This window comes from Actinomycetospora sp. ABD4_176 (assembly GCF_056311855.1).
In genome coordinates this window covers 331,198-350,092 of sequence record NZ_CM149974.1, presented here as the reverse complement: position 1 = coordinate 350,092, position 18,895 = coordinate 331,198, and the positions used below count along the sequence as shown (strand labels likewise).

The 18,895-nt window shown below is 76.8% G+C and carries 18 protein-coding genes; 5 read left to right on the top strand and 13 right to left on the bottom strand.

From position 1 onward, the window contains the following. The first annotated feature begins 55 nt into the window (after positions 1 to 55). Genes ACYX4T_RS01650 through ACYX4T_RS01640 form a run of 3 tightly spaced genes read left to right on the top strand, consistent with a single transcriptional unit; the run spans position 56 to position 3,362 of the window. Positions 56 to 1,183 carry a precorrin-3B synthase gene (locus ACYX4T_RS01650; RefSeq protein ID WP_476012842.1) on the top strand — a complete coding sequence of 376 codons (1,128 nt, stop codon included), beginning with the start codon at positions 56 to 58 and terminating at the stop codon, positions 1,181 to 1,183. Continuing rightward, positions 1,180 to 1,851 (top strand): precorrin-8X methylmutase, encoded by a 672-nt coding sequence (locus ACYX4T_RS01645; RefSeq protein WP_476012841.1) that lies wholly within the window; start codon positions 1,180 to 1,182, stop codon positions 1,849 to 1,851. Before ACYX4T_RS01650 ends, ACYX4T_RS01645 begins: the two co-directional genes overlap by 4 nt. Then, entirely contained in the window at positions 1,848 to 3,362 is a 1,515-nt protein-coding gene (locus ACYX4T_RS01640) for a precorrin-2 C(20)-methyltransferase (protein WP_476012840.1), read from the top strand. The genes ACYX4T_RS01645 and ACYX4T_RS01640 overlap by 4 nt, the downstream gene beginning before the upstream one ends. A gap of 6 nt (positions 3,363 to 3,368) precedes the next feature. Here ACYX4T_RS01640 and ACYX4T_RS01635 read toward each other — a convergent pair whose 3' ends face one another. From ACYX4T_RS01635 to ACYX4T_RS01625, 3 genes are read right to left on the bottom strand one after another with little or no spacing between them, the layout of a single operon-like run. Further along, on the bottom strand, positions 3,369 to 3,554 hold the full coding sequence (locus ACYX4T_RS01635; RefSeq protein WP_476012839.1) for a hypothetical protein: 186 nt from the start codon (positions 3,552 to 3,554) through the stop codon (positions 3,369 to 3,371). A gap of 12 nt (positions 3,555 to 3,566) precedes the next feature. Continuing rightward, the gene (locus tag ACYX4T_RS01630) at positions 3,567 to 3,959 is read right to left on the bottom strand and encodes a hypothetical protein (protein ID WP_476012838.1); all 393 of its coding nucleotides are present in this window, start codon (positions 3,957 to 3,959) and stop codon (positions 3,567 to 3,569) included. Continuing rightward, the gene (locus tag ACYX4T_RS01625) at positions 3,956 to 4,312 is read right to left on the bottom strand and encodes a VOC family protein (RefSeq protein WP_476012837.1); all 357 of its coding nucleotides are present in this window, start codon (positions 4,310 to 4,312) and stop codon (positions 3,956 to 3,958) included. The genes ACYX4T_RS01630 and ACYX4T_RS01625 overlap by 4 nt, the downstream gene beginning before the upstream one ends. 100 nt (positions 4,313 to 4,412) lie before the next feature. On the opposite strand from ACYX4T_RS01625, the gene ACYX4T_RS01620 reads away from it, so the two are divergent. Together ACYX4T_RS01620 and ACYX4T_RS01615 are read left to right on the top strand one after the other, a co-directional pair. Next, entirely contained in the window at positions 4,413 to 7,202 is a 2,790-nt protein-coding gene (locus ACYX4T_RS01620; protein ID WP_476012836.1) for a DUF2232 domain-containing protein, read from the top strand. 65 nt (positions 7,203 to 7,267) lie between these two features. After that, complete coding sequence (locus ACYX4T_RS01615) at positions 7,268 to 8,869, top strand: IS1182 family transposase (protein ID WP_476010294.1); 1,602 nt, start codon at positions 7,268 to 7,270, stop codon at positions 8,867 to 8,869. Between the two features lie 224 nt (positions 8,870 to 9,093). On the opposite strand, the gene ACYX4T_RS01610 is transcribed toward ACYX4T_RS01615, so the two are convergent. From ACYX4T_RS01610 to ACYX4T_RS01565, 10 genes are all read right to left on the bottom strand, one after another. Continuing rightward, the gene (locus ACYX4T_RS01610) at positions 9,094 to 9,804 is read right to left on the bottom strand and encodes a cobalt-precorrin-6A reductase (RefSeq protein ID WP_476012835.1); all 711 of its coding nucleotides are present in this window, start codon (positions 9,802 to 9,804) and stop codon (positions 9,094 to 9,096) included. A gap of 157 nt (positions 9,805 to 9,961) precedes the next feature. Next, positions 9,962 to 10,705, bottom strand: a complete 744-nt coding sequence (cobM, locus tag ACYX4T_RS01605; protein ID WP_476012834.1) for a precorrin-4 C(11)-methyltransferase — start codon at positions 10,703 to 10,705, stop codon at positions 9,962 to 9,964. Further along, entirely contained in the window at positions 10,706 to 11,905 is a 1,200-nt protein-coding gene (cbiE, locus tag ACYX4T_RS01600; protein WP_476012833.1) for a precorrin-6y C5,15-methyltransferase (decarboxylating) subunit CbiE, read from the bottom strand. It abuts the gene before it with no gap. Positions 11,906 to 12,072: 167 nt separating this feature from the next. Further along, a complete protein-coding gene (locus tag ACYX4T_RS01595; RefSeq protein WP_476012832.1) occupies positions 12,073 to 13,008 on the bottom strand; it encodes a PaaI family thioesterase in 936 nt (311 codons plus the stop codon). Then, positions 12,945 to 13,859, bottom strand: coding sequence for an oxidoreductase (locus ACYX4T_RS01590; protein ID WP_476012831.1), 915 nt, complete (start codon positions 13,857 to 13,859; stop codon positions 12,945 to 12,947). The genes ACYX4T_RS01595 and ACYX4T_RS01590 overlap by 64 nt, the downstream gene beginning before the upstream one ends. 51 nt (positions 13,860 to 13,910) lie before the next feature. After that, a complete protein-coding gene (locus ACYX4T_RS01585; RefSeq protein ID WP_476012830.1) occupies positions 13,911 to 14,639 on the bottom strand; it encodes an esterase/lipase family protein in 729 nt (242 codons plus the stop codon). A gap of 62 nt (positions 14,640 to 14,701) precedes the next feature. After that, positions 14,702 to 15,064, bottom strand: coding sequence for a cupin domain-containing protein (locus tag ACYX4T_RS01580; RefSeq protein WP_476012829.1), 363 nt, complete (start codon positions 15,062 to 15,064; stop codon positions 14,702 to 14,704). 121 nt (positions 15,065 to 15,185) lie between these two features. After that, positions 15,186 to 16,349 (bottom strand): serine hydrolase domain-containing protein, encoded by a 1,164-nt coding sequence (locus tag ACYX4T_RS01575; protein WP_476012828.1) that lies wholly within the window; start codon positions 16,347 to 16,349, stop codon positions 15,186 to 15,188. Positions 16,350 to 16,437: 88 nt separating this feature from the next. Then, entirely contained in the window at positions 16,438 to 17,085 is a 648-nt protein-coding gene (locus ACYX4T_RS01570) for a response regulator (RefSeq protein WP_476012827.1), read from the bottom strand. Then, positions 17,073 to 18,857, bottom strand: coding sequence for an ATP-binding protein (locus tag ACYX4T_RS01565; protein WP_476012826.1), 1,785 nt, complete (start codon positions 18,855 to 18,857; stop codon positions 17,073 to 17,075). The genes ACYX4T_RS01570 and ACYX4T_RS01565 overlap by 13 nt, the downstream gene beginning before the upstream one ends. Positions 18,858 to 18,895 lie beyond the last annotated feature (38 nt).

The window sequence follows — 18,895 nt, the reverse complement described above, 5'->3', positions numbered from 1 at the left end:
GATGTATGAACACCTAGATAGATGTTGAGGACCAGTCGTGGCTACTGTGTCACGGATGCCCGCTCCCCGACGACGTGACGGTGCCCCGGTCCGGGCCCGGCCCGACGCGTGCCCGGGGGCCTGGCGCCGTCACGACGCCGCCGACGGGGCGCTCGCGCGGTTCCGCCCGGTGGGCGGCGCGATCGCCCCCGCGGAGCTGCGCCTGCTGGCCGGTGTTGCCGGTACGGCCGCCGACGCCGCCCCGCTCGAGCTCACGTCGCGGGGATCCTGGCAGGTGCGCGGCCTCACGGTGAAGGGTGCCGACGATCTCGCCGCCGTCCTGTCGGCGATCGGCGGGCCCGCCCCGCTCCTCGACGACCGTGGCCGCGACGTGCCCTGCAGCGTGGTGGCCTCGCCGCGCTCGCCGGCGGTCGACGCGCCGGCCCGCGCGATCGCCGACGCCCTGCGCGGGCGCACCGAGGTCCCCGGCCGCCTGCTCGTCGCGATCGACGACGGCACGGGCGACGTGCTGGGCCTCGGCGCCGACGTGGCCGTGGTGCTCGGCGGCGGGCTGTGGCTCGCCGGCGCCCCCACCGACGTCACCGGCAAGCACCCCACCGCCGACCCCGCGGCCCTGGCCCTCGCCGCGGTCGAGGCCTTCCTCGCCGTGCGCGGCGACGCCTGGCGTGTGGCCGAGGTGGGCGCCGACGCCGTGCTCGGTGCGCTCCGCGCTCGTGAGCAGAGAAGAGTGCTGGAGCACGCCGACGTGCTCACGAGCGCGGAGCGCACCTGCCTCGAGGTCCTCCCCCGCCTGGGCGAGGTCACGCCCGCCGCAGCGCGGGTGCTCGCCGACCTCGGCGACGAGGGCGCCACGCTGCGCGTCACGCCGTGGCGGACGGTGGTGCTGCGCGACCCGCCCGACGACGCCCGCGAACGCCTGGCGCCCCACGTCGAGATCGGGCCCTCGCGCTGGGCGAGCCTCTCGGCGTGCGTCGGTGCACCGCGCTGCGCCAAGTCGCACACCGACGTCCGCGGCGACCTCGCCCGCGCCGTCGCCACCGGCCGCGCCGGCGGGCTCCTGCACCAGCACTGGGTCGGCTGCGACCGGGCCTGCGGCACGCCGGCCGGACCCGTCGCCGTGGTCGAGGGCACGCCCGGCGGTACCTATCGCACGATCGTCCGAACAGGGAGGGTGTCGGGGTGAGCGAGACGACGGAGAGGTCGGCCGTCCCCTCCTACGTCGCCGACGGGCCGGAGATCTACCGCCGCTCGTTCGCGATCATCCGCGCCGAGGCGGACCTCGCGCACCTGCCCGAGGACGCCCACGACACCGTCGTCCGCATGATCCACTCCTGCGGGATGGTCGACCTCGCCGCCGACACGGAGGTCTCCCCCGGCGCGGTCGCCGCCGCCCACGCGGCCCTGCGCGCCGGGGCACCGATCCTCTGCGACGCGATGATGGTCGCGAGCGGCATCACGCGGCGCTTCCTGCCCGCGGACAACGAGGTGCTCTGCACCCTGCACGACGCGCAGGTCCCCGACCTCGCCGCCACCCTGCAGACCACCCGCAGCGCCGCCGCCCTCGAGCTGTGGCGCGAGCACCTCGACGGCGCGGTCGTCGCGATCGGCAACGCCCCGACCGCCCTGTTCCACCTGCTCGAGATGATCGAGCAGGGCGCGCCCCGGCCGGCCGTCGTGCTGGGGCTGCCGGTCGGGTTCGTCGGGGCGATGGAGTCGAAGGCGGCGCTGGTGGGCTTCGGGTCGGGCGGGGACGGCACAGCCATCGAGCACGTCGTCGTCCACGGCCGGCGCGGCGGCTCGGCGATGACGGTCGGTGCGGTGAACGCGCTGGCGCTGGGGGCACGGGCGTGACCGGCACCCTCTACGGCGTGGGCGTCGGCCCCGGCGACCCGTCGCTGATGACCGTGCGCGCCGTCGACCTCGTCCGCGGCGCCGACGTCGTCGCCTACCACTGCGCGCGCCACGGGCGGTCGCACGCCCGTGGGATCGTCGCGCAGTACCTCGGGACCCAGGTCGAGGAGCAGCTCACCTACCCCGTCACCACGGAACGGACCGACGACTACCAGGGCCGCCTCGACGCCTTCTACGCCGAGGCCGCCGCCCGCCTGGCCGCGCACCTCGACGCCGGCCGCGACGTCGTCGTGGTCGCCGAGGGCGACCCGTTCTTCTACGGCTCGTACATGCACCTCCACAAGCGCCTCGCCGACCGCTACCCCACCGAGGTCGTGCCCGGCGTGACGTCGGTGGCCGCCGCGGCGGCAGCCCTCGGGCGCCCGCTGGTGGAGCGCGACGAGGTGCTGACCGTCCTGCCCGGCACCCTCCCGCCCGACGAGCTCGCCGCGCGCCTCGCGCAGACCGACGCCGCGGCGGTGATGAAGCTCGGGCGCACGTTCACCGGCGTCCGCGCGGCGCTCGCCACGTCGGGTCGGCTCGACGAGGCCTTCTACGTCGAGCGTGCCTCCACCGACGCGCAGCGCACCGCCCCGCTCGCCGACGTCGCCCCCGACTCGGTGCCCTACTTCGCCGTGGGCATCGTCCCCTCGCGGGTGCACGCCGACTCCACGCCGACCGCGCGCGCGGAGACGGCGGCCCTGATCGACAGGGGGATCGACGGGGGGATCGACCGCCACCACACCGGCGACGTGGTCGTCGTCGGCCTCGGGCCGGGCGCCCGCGACCGCCTGACCCCCGAGGCCGCCGCCGCGCTGGCGGCCGCGGACGACGTCGTCGGCTACGCCACCTACACCGCTCGCGTGCCCCCGAACCCGCGCCAGCGGGTGCACGCCTCGGACAACAAGGTGGAGTCCGAGCGCGCCGCGTTCGCCCTCGACCTCGCGCGCGACGGACGGCGGGTGGCCGTCGTCTCCTCCGGCGACCCGGGGGTGTTCGCGATGGCCTCGGCGGTCGTCGAGGTCGCCGCCGCCGACTACCCCGACGTGCCCGTGCGCGTCGTCCCGGGCGTCTCGGCCGCCCAGGCCGTCGCCGCCCGCGTCGGCGCCCCGCTCGGGCACGACTACGCGATGGTCTCGCTGTCGGACCGCCTCAAGCCGTGGGAGGTCGTCGAGCGGAGACTGGCCGCGGTCGCCGACGCCGACATGGCGGTCGCGCTGTACAACCCGGCGTCGCGGTCGCGGACCTGGCAGGTCGAGGCGGCCCGTGACCTGCTCCTGAAGTACCGCGACCCGTCGACGCCGGTGGTCGTCGGCCGGGACGTCGACGGGCCGGAGGAGTCGGTGCGCGTGGTGCGCCTCGCCGACCTCGTCCCGGGCGAGGTCGACATGCGCACCCTGCTCATCGTCGGCGCGTCGACGTCGCGCTGGCCGGCGCCGGGCACCGTCTACACGCCGCGGCGCTACGGCTGAGCCGGCTCAGGAGGGGTCGCCCTCCAGCGGGATCCAGTTCCAGTCCTCGCCCGGCCGGTCGCGGGCGACGAGCCGGCCGCAGGTCGGGCAGAAGATCTCGTCGGCGGCCATGAACTCGTTGCCGGAGTCGAAGTTGGTCACCACCCAGGCGTGCTGGCGTCCGCCCAGGCACAACCACTGCTCGTCAGCCACCCCCGGATCGTGTCAGGCGACCTGGGTCAGCGTCGCCGACTCGGAGGGCCGCGTCTCCCACCGGTCGAGCGGGAGGTCGGCGACGGAGGCGAACAGCTCCTGCGCGCCCGCGGCCATCGCCTCGGGCGAGGCCCAGACGGAGATCGCGACGATGCGCGAGCCGTCGGGCTCCTCGAACGCGCCGATCTCGTCGAGACCGGCGATGTGCGCCGAGGTCTCACGGATGACGGCCATCGCCGCGAGCATGTCCTCGCGGTGCTCGGGCCTGGGGAAGTGGACGACCTGGAACAGGACGCGGGACATCGGTCCTCCTCGGTGCGGGCGGTGGACGAGCTGACGGGCGGTCTCGAGGGCCGCGCCCCACAGCACGTGCAGGACGCGGCGCCCCGGGACCCCGGTGGTCATGCCCAGAGCCCCACGGGGTTGCCGTCGGGGTCGGCGACGACGGCGATGCGGCCGTAGCCCCCGGGCAGCTCCATGGGCGGCAGGAGGGTGGCGGCGCCGAGGTCACCGGCGCGGGCCAGGTCGCCCTCGAGGTCGTCGACCCGCACGTAGATCTTCACGCCGGTGTCGCCCGGGCCCACCGACGGGCCGATGCCGCCGGGGATCGCGTCGTCACCGGCGCCGGTGTCGACCATGGCGTAGCCCTCCATCGACGGGTCGTCGCTGGTCGTCCAGCCGAACAGGGCGCTGTAGAACTCGCGGATCTTCTCGGGCGCGGAGCTGGTGATCTCGAAGTACGCGACGGGCCTGCCCATGGTGACTCCCTGGGGTCGGTTGGTATCTAGCTAACGTTAGTGAGTACTTTCGTTAGTCGTCAAGGGACAGGTCGGGTTTGGCGCCGGGCATACTCGACGCGTGCGGCGCTTCCGCCGGTCCCCTCCCCGCCGACCCCTCGACGCGGTCGAGCTCGCGGAGGCGGCCGCCCTCGGCGATCTCGTCGCCGTCGTGTGCGTCCTGACGCGCCTCTTCCCGATCGGCCCGCTCGGGACGGTGATCGCCGCGTTCCCGGCGGCCGTGCTCGCCGCCCGCCGGCCGGGGCGCACGGGGGCGGTCGGGGTGCTCGTCGCCGTCGTCGTCGCGTTCCTCGTCGGTGGCGTCGGTCCGGCCGGGAGCGCCGCGTCGGCGGCGTCGCTGGGCTGGCTGCTCGGGGTCGGGGCCCGGCGCGGGTGGTCGACGGTGCGGACGGCGCTGACCGGCGTCGTCGTCCTCGCCCTGCCGACGTCGCTGGTCGGGACCGCGCTGCTCGCGCTGCTGGCCGCCTACCGCGAGCTCGTCCTCGACCAGCTGCGCACCTCGTGGGGAGGCATGGCCCGCCTCCTGCGCGCGGTCGGGGCGACCGACCACGTCACGGCCACCGGCGACCGGGTGGTCGCCGTGATCACCGGCTACTGGTGGGTGACCCTGCCCGCGGCGGCGATCGTCGCGACGCTGCTCGGGGTGGCCCTCGCCGCGCTCGTGCTGGCGCGACCGCTGCGCGCGGTCCGGCGCCTGCTGCCCACCGACCTCGCCGGTCGGCTGCCGTCCGGGCGCACCGAGGCCCCCGCTCCGCTGCCGCTGCGCCTGCGCGGGGTCGTGCTGCCCTCCGGCCCGCCCGTCGACCTGGACCTCGAGGCGGGCACGTTCGCCGTGGTCACCGGCCCGAACGGGGCCGGGAAGTCGACGCTCGGGCGGGTGGTGGCCGGGCGGCCGCCGGCGGCGGGCACCGTCGAGCGCCCGGGCGACGCGGGCCTCGGCGCGGTCGGCGGGACGGGGATGGTGTTCCAGCGCCCCGACAGCCAGGTCCTCGGCGTGCGCGCCGCCGACGACCTGCGCTGGGGCCTCCCGCCCGGCCAGGACGTGCCGGTCGACGCCCTGCTCGCGCGCGTCGGGCTCGAGGGCGCCGGCGACCGGGAGACGGCGACGCTGTCGGGCGGCGAGCTCCAGCGCCTGGCGGTCGCGGCGCTGCTCGCGCGCCGGCCCGCGGTGGTCGTCAGCGACGAGAGCACCGCGATGCTCGACCCCGACGGGCGCGAGGAGGTCACCGCGCTGCTGCGCAGCCTGACGCGCACCGAGGGTGTCGCCGTCCTGCACATCACCCACCACGACCCCGGGTCCGCCGACGTCGCCGTCGCGCTGCCGGGTGCCGACCGCGCGCCGGCCGCCCCGCCCGGGTCGTGGGGCCCGCCCCGTCCCGCCGCCGGCGGCGCGCTGCGCCTGCGGGGGGTCGACGTCGTGCACGACGCGGGCACCCCGTGGCGCCGCCCGGTGCTCGCCGGCATCGACCTGCGCATCCCCGCCGGGCACACGGTGCTGGTCACGGGCCCGAACGGCGCCGGGAAGACGAGCCTCGCATGGCTGCTCGCCGGTCTGGCGACCCCGGCGCGCGGCACCGCCACCCTCGACGGCGCGCCCCTGCGCAACGGGCGCGACGGCGCGCTGCTCGCCGTCCAGCACGCGCGCCCGGCCCTGCTGCGCCCGACCGTCGGCGAGGAGGTCGAGGACGCCGCCGGCGTCGGGCCCCGCACCGCCGACACCACCCTCGCCGCCCTCGGGCTCGACCCGGCGGTCTACCGCGACCGGCCCGTCGACGAGCTCTCCGGCGGCGAGCAGCGCCGGGTCCTGCTCGCCGGGCTGCTCGGGGCGGGCCCGCGGGTGCTGGTGCTCGACGAGCCCCTCGCCGGGCTCGACACCGACGCCGCGACGGCCGTCCGCAACGCCCTGGGGGCGGCCCGGGCGGCGGGGACGACGCTGATCGTCGTCACCCACGACACCGCACCCCTGGCCGACCTCGCGGACGCGGTGCTGCACGTCGACGACGGGACGGTCCACGGACCGCCGTCGCTCGTCGGCGCGCACGCCCCGGACCCCGCCGAGAAGGAACGCCGGAGCCGCGGTGCCCTCGGCGCCGTGCGCACGCTGCCACGTCCCTCGCCGCTGCACCGCGCCTGGGCGGGCACGAAGATCGCGGCGCTGGCGCTGACCGCGGGCTGCCTGTTCGTCGACCCGACCTGGCCGACGCTCGCGGCCGCGACCGCCGTGCTGCTGGTCGGGGCGGTCGCCGCCCGCCTGCCGCGCGGTGCCGTGCCCCGACCGCCGCGCTGGCTGCTGCTCTGGCTGCCGGCGATCGTGCTCTCGACGCTGTCGACGCGCCCGCCGCTGGTCGAGGTGGTCGGCACCGAGCTCAGCATCGGCGGGCTGGAGCGGGTCGTGCTGTTCCTCGCGACGACGCTGGTCTCGCTGCTCGGGGCGGCGCTGCTCATCGCGACCACCCCGCTGGGCGCGTTCCCGCCGCTGCTCGAACGGCTGGCGCGCGTCGGGCGGCGGCTGCGCCTCCCGCTGCGCACCCCGACGACCGGGATCGCGCTGGGCCTGCGACTGGTCCCGCTGCTGCTCGCCGAGGGCCGCACGTCGTGGCAGCTGCTGGGCCAGCGCCGCCCGGCGGGGCGGCAGTCGGTGCCGCTGCGCGAGCAGGTGCGCACGGGCGTGCGGACGGCGATGCTCGCCTGCGCCATGGCCGTGCGCCGGGCCGCCGAGACGGGCGAGGCCATCAGCGCGCGGGGCGGGCTCGGCGCCGTCGCGGGCCCCGACCAGCGCCCCGGCCTCCGCGACCTCGTCCTGCTGCTCGTCGTCGCCGCCATCCTCGCGGTGGGGGTGCTGGCGTTCTAGGAGACTGCTGAAGAAGTCAGCGCGTCGAGGCTGGTGGTCGGCGGGTGGGCTGGGATCCTTGTCGGGTGCAGGGTCGCTCTGATGATCAGCGTGAGTTGCTGGATGTGGAGTCGGTCGCCGGGCATTTGCTGAAGCCGGGCAGCGTGTTCGCGTTCCTGGCCGCGCATCGGGCCCGGCTGTTCGCCCCGGAGCTGTTCGCCGACCTGTTTCCCACCCGCCGCGGCCGGCCGAGTGTGCCGCCGGAGGTGGTGGCCACGGTGCTGGTTCTGCAGGCCCTGCACGGCCTGTCGGACCGGGAAGCTGTCGAGGCACTCACGTTCGATCTGCGGTGGAAAGCCGCCTGCGGGCTGGCGATCACCGACACCGCGTTCGACGCCTCGACGCTGACCTACTGGCGACGCCGGCTGGCCGCCTCGAACAGCCCGAACCGCATCTTCGAGACCGTCGCCGCGGTGGTCGCCGAGACTGGTGCGGTGGCGGGGAAGACCCGCCGGGCGCTGGACTCGACGATTCTGGATGACGCGGTGGCCCGCCAGGACACCGTGACCCAGCTGATCGCCGCGATCCGCCGGGTCGCCCGCGACGTCGGTGCCGGCGCCGAGGTCGTCACGGCGGTCACCACGAGCGGGCATGACTACTCCCACCCGGGCAAGCCGCAGATCGCCTGGGACGACCCCGCGGCCCGTGACGAGCTGGTCTCCGCGTTGGTCAACGACGCGTTGGCGGTACTCGCCGAGCTGGAGACGCGCCACCCCGGCGGGGCCGGGCTCGACGAGCGCGCCAGTCAGGCGGTGGCGTTGTTGGCGCTGGTCGCCGGGCAGGACGTCGAGCCTGCCGAGGGCTCCGATGGCACCGACGGGCGCTGGCGCATCGCGACCAAGGTGGCCCCGGACCGGGTGATCTCCACCGTCGATCCCGACACCCGCCACGCGCACAAGTCCCGGGAGCGCCGCCAGGACGGCTACCGCGCGCACGTGGTGGTCGAGCCCGACACCGGGCTGATCACCAACACCAGGCTCACCCAAGCCTCGGGCCCGGACAACAGCGACGCCACTGTCGGTATCGCCCTGCTCACCGGCGACCCCAACCTCGAGGCCGCCGCCAGCGAGCCGGGCGAGGCGCTGGAGGTGCTGGCCGACTCGGCCTACGGCACCGGCGACGCCCTGGCCGCGCTCGCCGCGGCCGGGCACACCGCGGTGATCAAGCCGTGGCCGCTGCGCCCGACCGTCCCCGGCGGGTTCACCATCGACGACTTCACCCACGATCCGGCCGCGAGCACCATGACCTGCCCGAACGGGATCACCCGCCCGATCACTGCGAGCGGAGCAGCGATCTTCGGGGCGCACTGCCGCGACTGCCCACTGCGCGCGCAATGCACCACCGCCACCTACGGGCGCACCCTGCACCTCGGGCCGCACCACGCGCTGCAACGAGCACACCGCGCCCGGGCGAGCACCCCCGAGCACCTCGAGTCCTACCGTCGGCACCGGCCCATGGTCGAGCGCTCCATCGCCTGGCTGACCCGCGGCAACCGGCGCGTCCCCCACCGCGGCGTGGTCAAGAACAACGCCTGGCTGCACACCCGCGTCGCCGCGCTCAACCTCCGCCGAATGATCACCTTCGGACTGCACCTCGACCACGGCCGATGGGCCCTGGCCGCAAGCTGATCCGAGGACCCAGCCGACTACCGGCCCGGCTACGGCCTCGACAGCCCATCAACAACCCGCCACTATCAGCGCCGGGCGGAGCGACCTCTTGTCGCACCCACGGGTGCTGACCGCAGCACGACTGCCGAGGCGCCCCGCCCACCAACCCACTTCTTCAGCGGGCTCCTAGCGGGGTGTCAGCGAAGTGCCTTGGCGGACACTCAACGTCCGTATCGGTACTTCGATCACACGTGCGCGAGCACCGCGTCCACGGAGTCCACGGCCGTCACGCCCTCCGGCACGGGCGGGCGGTCCACGAGCAGCACCGGCACCGACCGCTCGCGGGCGGCGACGAGCTTGGCCTCGGTGACGCCGCCGGAGTCCTTGGCGACGACCAGCGTGATCCCGTGGCGCTCGAGCAGCGCGCGCTCGTCGCCGAGGGCGAACGGGCCGCGGGCCAGCACGAGCTCGCTGCGCAGCGGCAGCACGTCGGGCGCCTCGATCGCGCGGACGAGGAACCACGCGTCGACGTCGAGGAACGCCCCGACGCCCTGACGACCGGTCGCGAGCAGCACCCGCGCGCCGGCCGGGACCGCGGCCGCGGCGGCCGCGAGCGACGGCACGCGGGTCCAGCGGTCGCCGGGGCCGGCGGTCCACCCGGGCCGGCGCAGCACGACGAGCGGGGTGCCGGTGCGGGCCGCCGCGCCCGCGGCGTGGTCGGTCATCGCCGCCGCGAACGGGTGGGTGGCGTCGACGAGCACGTCGACGGCGGCCAGCGCGGCCGCCAGCCCCTCGACCCCGCCGAACCCGCCCGTGCGCACCTCCCCCGCCGGCAGCCGCGGGTGACGCGTGCGCCCCGCGAGCGACGTCGTCACCGCGTGGCCCGCGGCCGCGAGCCGCGCCGCGAGCTCCCGCGCCTCGGCCGTGCCGCCGAGGACGAGCACACGCCGCGTCACGATGACCCCGCGGGATTCCGGCGAAGGGCGCCCCTCGCCGATCTAGCCGAGCGAAGGTGCCCTTCGCTCAGAACCCGCTCGCCCACTCCGTTCCGGCGAAGGGCGCCCCTCGCCGATCTAGTCGCGCGAAGGGGCCCTTCGCTCAGAACCACGCGGCTCACGGCCGAGCGCGCGCCGCGGAGTAGAGGTGCGACTCGCAGCCCTCGGCCACGCCGACCACCGGCCCCACGACGATCACCGCGGTGCGCCGGACGTCGGCGGCCTCGACGCGCTCGGTGATGTCGGCGAGCGTGCCGCGCAGCACCACCTCGTCGTCGCGCGACGCCCGGGCCACCACGGCGACGGGCTCCGACGCCGGCCGGTGCCGGCGCAGCGCCTCCACCACCGAGGCGCAGCGCTGCACGGCCAGGTGCAGCACGAGCGTCCCGCCGGCCGCGGCCCAGACGTCGAGCGACTCCCCCGGCGGCATCGGCGTGGCGTTGGCGGCGTCGCGGGTGAGCACCACCGACTGGCCCACCCCGGGCACGGTGAGCTCGGTGCGCAGGGCCGCGGCGGCGGCCGAGAACGCGGGGACGCCGGGCACGATCTCCCACGGCACGCCGGCCTCGTCGAGGCGCCGCGCCTGCTCGGCGACCGCGGAGAACACCGCCGGGTCGCCCGAGCACAGCCGCGCCACGTCATGGCCCGCCTCGTGGGCGGCGACCAGCTCGGCGGTGATCTCGTCGAGGGTCATCCGCGCGGTGTCGACCTGCCGGGCGTGCGGCGGGCACTGCCCCAGCAGCTCGGGCGGCACGAGCGAGCCCGCGTAGAGGCAGACCGGGCTGGTCGCGATCGCACGCAGCCCGCGCACGGTGATGAGGTCGGGGGCGCCGGGGCCCGCGCCGACGAAGCGGACGGTCACTCAGACATCCTTGCGCGCGACGAGCTGCGTGACGCCGGCCAGGGGCCGCCACCCGGAGAACCGCCCGACCGGCGCGACGCGCTCGATCCCGATCCGGCGCAGCGCCCCGCCGTGGTCGGCACGGAAGGCGGCGAGCGCGGCCTCGCCCTCCACGGTGACGGTGTTGACGACGAACCGCCCGCCGGGTCGCAGCGCGGCCCACGCGGCGTCGAGCATCCCGGGCGCCGACGCCCCGCCGCCGACGAAGACCGCGTCGGGGGGGTCGAGTCCCGCCAGCGCCTCGGGCGCCCGCCCGACCACCACCCGCAGCCCCGGCACCCCGAGGGTCGCGGCGTTGGCGCGGATGCGCTCGGCCCGGTCCTCGCGCACCTCGACGCTGACCGCCCGGCAGGCGGGGTGGTGGCGCATCCACTCGATGGCGATGCTGCCGGCCCCGCCGCCGACGTCCCACAGCAGCGCGCCGGGCGCGGGCCGCAGCGCGGCGACCGACAGCGCGCGGACCTCGGCCTTCGTCAGCTGGCCGTCGTGGTCGTAGGCGTCGTCGGGCAGGCCCGGGGCGCGGCCGAGGAACGGGTCGTCGGGGACCTCGGGGCAGGTCACGGCGACGACGGCGAGCGGGTCGCCCGACGGCTGGTCCCAGTCGCGCGCGCGGCCGTCGACGCGGCTCTCCCCCGGCGCGCCGAGCGAGGCCAGCACGGTCAGCGACGCCTCGCCGTACCCCCAGGTCTCCAGCGCGGCGGCCAGCGCCGCCGGGGCCTCGCCGTCGGGCACGAGCACCAGCAGCCGCCGCCGCGGCGCCAGCGCGGCCCGGACCGCCGCGAGCGGACGCCCGACCGTCGAGAGCACCTCGACGTCCTGCGCCGCCCAGCCCAGGCGCGCGCACGCCAGGGCGAGCGAGGACGGCGCGGGCAGCACGGTCGCCGCCGGGTCGTGGGCGAGGACGGCCGAGCCGATGCCGTAGAACGTCGGGTCGCCGCTGGCGAGGACGGCGAGGGTCCGGTCGGCGTGCTCGGCGAGCAGGCCGGGCAGCGCGGGCATCAGGGGCGAGGGCCAGGTGACCTGCTCGGCGGACGACACGGGCAGCAGCGCGAGCTGGCGCGGCGCACCGAGCACGACGTCGGCCTTCTCCAGCGCGGCGCGGGCGGGTTCACCCAGCCCGGGCCACCCGTCGGCGCCGATGCCGACCACGGTCACGCTCACCACGACACCTCATCACGGACGCCCCAGCGACGGCGCTGGGAGCCTCGTCACGAGCCGGGTCACGAGCCGGGTCACGAGCCGGGTCACGCGCCGGGTCGCGAGCCGGGTCACGCGCCGGGTCACGCGCCGGGTCGCGAGCCGGGTCACGCGCCGGGTCACGCGCCGGGTCACGCGCCGCTGTAGCGCAGCCCCGTCATCGTCAGCACCGTGCGGTCGCGGTCGTCCCGCAGCACCGCACGCGCGCTGCGCAGGCGCCGGCCGCCGTGCTCGATCTCGGTCGTCGCGTGCACCGTGCGGCCGTCGACGGGCACCGCGCGCAGGAACGTCGCCGTGGCCTCGTCCGCCGGACCGCCCAGCACGTCGGCGAGCGCCCGGGCGGGCAGCGACGCCAGCGCCCCGCCCTGCACGACGCCCGCGTGGTTCACCGCGACGTGGTCGGGGGCCGCGCCCTCGAGCACGAGCCCGTCGGGCGCGCGCGGCGGGTCGGACCAGGTCGACGCGGCGCCGGGCCACGTCGACGCGGCGACCTCGTCGGCGAGGACCGCGTTGCGCCCGACCGCCCGCGCGACCGTGCGACCGGCGTCGTCGGTGATCATTGCGGTGCTCAGGGCGACGCCGTCGGTGACGTCGTCCAGCGTGCCCACCGCGCGCAGCGACCCGGAGGTGCGCGCGACGACGTGCAGCGTCAGCCGCAGCGTCGTGATCCGCTCCCCGGCGGCGAGCGTGCCGGTGACGGCCACGCCGGTGACGAAGTCGGCGAGCACCCACAGCGCCGCGTCGGGCTCGCGCGCCGGTGCCGGCAGCGCGGGCAGCGCGGGCAGCGCGGGCAGCGCGGGCAGCGCGGGCAGCGCGGGCAGCGCGGGCAGCGCGGGCAGCGCGGGCAGCGCGGGCAGCGCGGGCAGCGCGGGCAGCACCGCCTCGGCCCGCCCGGGCTCGACCGCCCGCAGCCGGGCCCCGACGGCCGCGTGCACCGGCGCGAGCGGGAGGTCGTCGGCGACGCAGCGCTCGAGCGCCCGCAGCGGGGCGTCGGTGGCGGTGCTCAGGACCGCGCGCCGGCGCGGATGTGCGGCGTGACCCCGGTCAGCTCCGCGGCGAGGTCCCACAGCGCGGCCTGGGTGGCGCGGTCGTGCGAGGCGACCGTCGAGCCGACCGGCACCGGCGGCCCGGAGATCTCCTGGAAGCCGCTGGGGCCGACGTAGGTGCCGCCGGGCAGGTCGGGCACCGTCGCCGCGTAGAGCGTGGGCTGCGCGCCACCGGCCGGGCCCTGCGCGACGATCTTGTTGAAGACGCCCATGGCGAGGTCCTGCACCGACTCGGTGCGGCTCTGCAGGTTGGTCGCGCTGTAGCCGGGGTGCGCGGCCATCGAGCGCAGCGGCGAGCCGGCGGCGACGAAGCGGTGCTCGAGCTCGTAGGCGAACATCAGGTCGGCGAGCTTCGACTGCCCGTAGGCGAGCCAGCGCTGGTAGCGCCGCCGCCGCCAGTTGAGGTCGGCGAGGTCGATCTTCCCGACGCGGTGGGCGACGCTCGACAGCGTCACCACGCGGTCGGTGACCACGTCGAGCAGCAGCCCCGTCAGGGCGAAGTGGCCGAGGAAGTTCGTGCCGATCTGCATCTCGAAGCCGTCGGCGGTGCGCCGCTCGGGGACCGCCATGAGGCCGGCGTTGTTGATCAGGACGTCGACCGGGCCGTCGAGGTCGGCGGCGAAGGCGCGCACCGAGGAGAGGTCGGCGAGGTCGAGGCGGCGGACCTCGGTGGTGCCGCGACCGGTGATCTCGGCGGTGATCTCGGCGGCGGCCTGCTCGCCCTTGTCGGTGTCGCGCACGGCGAGCACGACGCGGGCGCCGGCGCGCACCAGCTCGCGGGACGCCTCGAGGCCGATCCCGGAGTTCGCGCCGGTGACGACGAACGTGCGGCCGGACTGGTCTCCGATGTCGGCGGGGGTCCACGCGGTCATGCGCGTCCCGTGCCCCGCGGGGTGCTGATCCAAACGGTGGTCAGGGGGTGGTCAGGGCCGCGCGAGCACCTCGGCCAGGTGGCGGTACACCTCGACGTTGACGCCCAGCCCGACGTGGCTGCCGCGGACCTCGCGCCACTCCGCGTCGTCGGGGCGGCAGGCCGAGGGCCGCACGATCCCGTCCCCCGCGCTCCAGACGGCGACGACCGGCGGCGCGGCCGGCGCCTGCAGGTCGGCGGAGAACGGGCACGGGCAGCGCACGGTCAGGCAGTGCGGCCGGTGGGGGCGCACGACGTTCTGCGCGACGCGGGCGCCGCCGACCGCCGCGAGCGTGAGCACCGACGCGTCGAGCTGCGAGGCCAGCGGGCTGCCGAGGGCCACGACGCGCCGCACCCGGTCGGGGCTGCGCGCCGCGAGCGCGCGGGCGAACAGGCCGCCCCGGCTGTGCCCGACGAGGGTGACCGGGGCGCCGGCGCGCTCGGCGACGTCGGTGAGCCGGCGGTCGAGGCGGCGCACCGCGGCCTCGGAGCAGTCGACGTTCCAGGAGATGCCCGAGCGGTAGGACCGGTGGCCGATCCTGCGCAGCCAGTCGTGCAGGACCGCGAGGGTGAGGTCGCCGGCGAGGAACCCGGGCACGAGCATCACCGGCGCCCCGTCGCCGTGCGGGACGTCCGCGCCGCGCCAGGTGTCGGACAGGAGCAGCCGCGCCAGCTCGAGGTGCACCCGCGCCTCACCGAACGGGCGTCCCCACCAGCGCACCGGCGGCGGAAGCTCCGTCACGCCTCAACCCTATGTGAGCACTTTCCGGGGCTATAGGCCCGGAAAGTACTCACATGGGTGGGTCAGCCCCGGGCGTAGGTCTCCGCCGTCTTGGGCTCGAACTCCAGCGCGACGAAGGGCTCGTCGCTGATCACCCAGGCGTCGTGGCCCGGGGTCAGGCGGTAGGTCTCGCCGGCGTCGAGGTCCGCCTCGGTGCCGTCGTCGGCCCTGACGTGCAGGCGGCCCGCCACCACGTAGCCCAGGTGGGCCGTCTGGCAGCTCTCCCCGCCGACCACCGGCTTGATGCACTCCGACCAGCGCCAGCCCGGCTGCAGCGTCGCCCGACCGACCGTGGTGTCCCCGAGCTGCACGACCTCGAGGCGGGTCTTGTCCGGGGTGCGGGTCTCGTCCGGCGCACCCATGTTCCTGTGCTCGATCGCGGCCATGACGGCCTCCTTCGACGTGGCTCACCCGGGAACCCCGGGCGCCCCCCGTCGGGCCGCTCAGTGTGACCCTGCCCGCCGGGCCCGTCGCCGGACGCCACCCGTTCGGCCCTGCGCACGTCACTCAGGGCCAGCGTGTCAGCGTGCCCGGGTACAGCGCGTCGACGATCTGCGCCCACAGCTCCTGCGCCGGGACGGCCGCGCCGTTCCCGGCGTTGACCATCACCACGACGGTCGCCTGCCGCGCCGGGAGGTGGAAGACCATGTCGCTGTAACCGAAGATCGAGCCGTCGTGGCCCACCCAGTCACCGACCTGCGTCACGCCCAGCCCGTACTGCAGCCGGATGCCCGAGGCGGTCAGCGGCCCCCACACCTGGCGATCGGTCGCACCGGCGAGCATCGGGGCGTAGCGGGCCATGTCCGGCACCGTGGAGATCATCGCGCCGGCCGACCCGGGCACGGCGGGATTGGAGACCGTCCCGTCGCGGTAGGGCGGCGGGGTCTGGTCGTCGCCGGTGGCGATGGAGCCGCGGGCGAACGGCGCCGGGAGGTCGTCGCCCGAGGTCGGGTACGACGTCTGCGCGAGCCCCATCGCGCGCGCCTGCGCCGCGATCGCCTCGCCGGCGGGGCGGCCGGTCGCGCGCTCGAGGACGAAGCCGAGCAGGACGTACTCGGAGTTCGAGTACCGGGTCTCCGTGTTCGGCGGGCGGGCCTCGCCGGCGTGGGCCTGCAGGATCGGGACGACGTCCTCGGCGCGCCACCCCGGCAGCATCGGGTCGGCGTCGTAGCGGGCTCCGAAGCCGGGGTCCTCGGTGAAGTCGTAGACGCCGCCGCGCATGGCGACGAGGTCCCGCACCCGGATCCGCTCGCCGTTCGGGACACCGGCCACCGAGTCCGAGATCGGGGCGTCGAGCGACAGCCGCCCCTCGCCGGCGAGAGCGAGCACGGCGGCGGCGGTGAAGGACTTCGTGACGCTCGCGATGCGGTAGTGCGCGTCGGGCGCCATGGGGGTGCCGGCGGTGTCGGACGTCCCGTACGCGCGCAGCATCCGCAGGCCCGCCGGGTCCTCGATCGCCACCACCGCGCCGGTGATGCCGTTGCCGAGCGCGGCGTTCGCGAGCTGGTCGACCCGGGCGGCGGGGTCACCGCCCGGCGCGGCCGCCGCCGGGCTCGGCGCGGCCGGGGGCGGCGCCGCGCCCGACGAGCACGCCGCGAGCGCGGCCACGAGCAGGGGGACGAGGAGGGGGACGAGGAGGGGGACGAGCCGTGCTCTCCGCGGTGTCGTCACCCGGTCACCGCGATCATGACGTGGATCACGACCACGACCGTAGGAGATCAGGAGCACCGGAGCTGTCAGCGCGGCGACAGCGGCCGGCTCACCGTGCGCGATCGGTGAGGTAGCGGACGACGGCGAGGACGCGACGGTGGTCGTCGTCGGTCACCGCCAGGCCGAGCGCGTCGTAGATCCCCGACGAGTGGGCCACCACGGCCTTCTCGGTGATCCCCAGCCGGCGGGCGATCCCGCTGTTCGTGCGGCCCTCGGCGATGAGGGCGAGGACCTGCCGGCGACGGGGCCCGAGACCGGCGACGGCATCCTCGCGGCGCGACATCATCGCCGCCGCGACCTCGGGGTCGAGGGCCGTCCCGCCCGCGGCGACGCGGCGGAGGTCGTCGCAGAACCCGGCGCCGTCGGCGATGCGGTACTTCAGCAGGTAGCCCACGCCCGCCGCGGAGTCCCCGAGCAGCTCGCGCGCGTACCGCCGGGCGACGTGCTGGGACAGGACGACGACGGCGGTGCCCGGCACCTCGGCACGGACCCGCACCGCGGCGCGCAGGCCGTCGTCGGTGTGCGTCGGCGGCATCCGGATGTCGGTGACGAGCACGTCGGGGCGGCGCTGCCGGGTCAGCTCGACCACCTCGTCGGCGTCGGCGGCGCTGCCCACGACCTCGATCCCGGGCCGTTCCAGCACCAGGACGAGCCCTTCGCGCAGCAGCGCCTCGTCCTCGCCGATCACGACCCGCACGGCACCTCCAGCACCAGGCGGGTGCCCCGGCCCGGGGCACTGTCGAGGACGATGCCGCCACCGACCGCGCCCGCACGGTCGGCGACGCCCCGCAGGCCGGCGCCCGCCCCGACCCGCGCGCCCCCGACGCCGTCGTCGGTGACCTCCACCCGCAGCCGGCCGGCGACCCGGGCGACGTCGACGGCGATCTTGGTCGCGCCGGCGTGCTTGGCCGCGTTGGTGACCGCCTCGACGACCACGTGGTACGCGGTGCTCTCGACGGCCGGGAGGAGGTCGTCGTCGGCGCCCGCCTCGGCGGTGAGCACCAACGGCAGCGGGCTGCGCTCGGCGAGCTCCTCGACGGCGGCGACCAGGCCCTGCTCGATGAGCAGCGCGGGCAGCACGCCGTGGACGAGGTCGCGCAGCTCGGTGACGGCGTCCTCGATCCCCCGCCGCACCGCCGCGAGCGAGCCCTCCTCGGCCACCGAGGCGTCCGACGCGGCGACGGCCAGCAGCACCAGCCGGCTCTGCAGGCGGTCGTGCAGGTCCCGGGCGAGCCGGCGGCGCTCGCGGTCGCCGGAGGCGACGAGGCGCGCCCGGGACGCCCGCAGGTCCTCCCGACTCGCGAGCAGCGCCGCCGTCAGCCGCTCCCGGTCGGCGGCGAGGGCGACGATGCTCCCGGCCGCTCGGACCGGTTCGGGGTCGGGGTGCAGCGCGCGGTCGTGGATGACGACGGCGACCGCCCGCTCCCCCAGCACGACGGGGACGGCGACCCGGTCGTCGCCCGGCGGCGGGAGCGCCACCGGGGCGCCGGCCTCGTCGACCCACTCCCCGGCGGCCCACTCCCCGGGGACCCACGCCCCGGCAGCCCCCTCGGGGCGCTCCACCGGGAACGCGAGCCGCAGGGACGGGTCGCCGAGCGCGCGGGCCAGCGCCCCGCGCAGGTCGCCCTCACGCCCGGGGCGGGCGAGCCAGGCCGCGAGCTCCTGGAGCTCCCCGGTGCGCGCGAACCCGCCGCGCAGCATCGCCGCCGCGATCGCCACCGGCACCCCGGCCTGCGCGAGGAGCTGCAGCACCGGGGCGAGCAGCGGGTCGGCGCCGGCGTAGCGGGTCAGCGCGCTGAGCACCGAGATGCTCAGCACCGCCACCGCGCCGTAGGCGTACACGGGCAGCAGGGCCCGGCGCCGGTCGCGGTCGGCGACGACCAGACGCCGCACGAGCAGCAGGGCCGCCGCGCCGAGCAGGACGGTCGCCGCGACCGTCTGGGCCAGCGTCGCCGCCGTCGCGAGGGCCGGCCGGTCGGCGACGAACAGCGGGTCGTAGGGCGGGGACAGGGGTCGCCACGCGTAGCGGGCCGGCTGCGGCAGGACGGCCACGGCGTAGCCGGTCGCGGCCAGCGCGCGCGGGACCGGGGTGCCGAGCCGCCCGGACGGGAACGCGAGCAGCGCGTGCAGCACCACCGCGACCGGGATCCAGGCGGTGATCTGGCCGACGGCGATCAGGGGCGGGACGAGGGTGTTGACCAGCCCCGCCGCGAGCCACGCCAGGCCGCCGCCGACGAGGATCGCGCCGGTGCGGTTGCTCGGGCGGCGCGCCCAGGCCACGGCCCCGACCCCGGCGTACACGACGCCGGTGAGCGGGAGCAGCACGAGCAGGGCGTACGGAGCCTCCGGGCTGCCGACGAGCAGCACCATCTCGATCGCCGCGCAGAGCGCGACCGCGCCGACGAGCGCGACGAGGGCGAGGCGCAGGGTGCGCGTCGTCGCGCTCGCCCGTCGCCCCCCGGGGTCCACCTGATCACGGTGGCACGCCGCGGGGGCCGGGTCGAGAC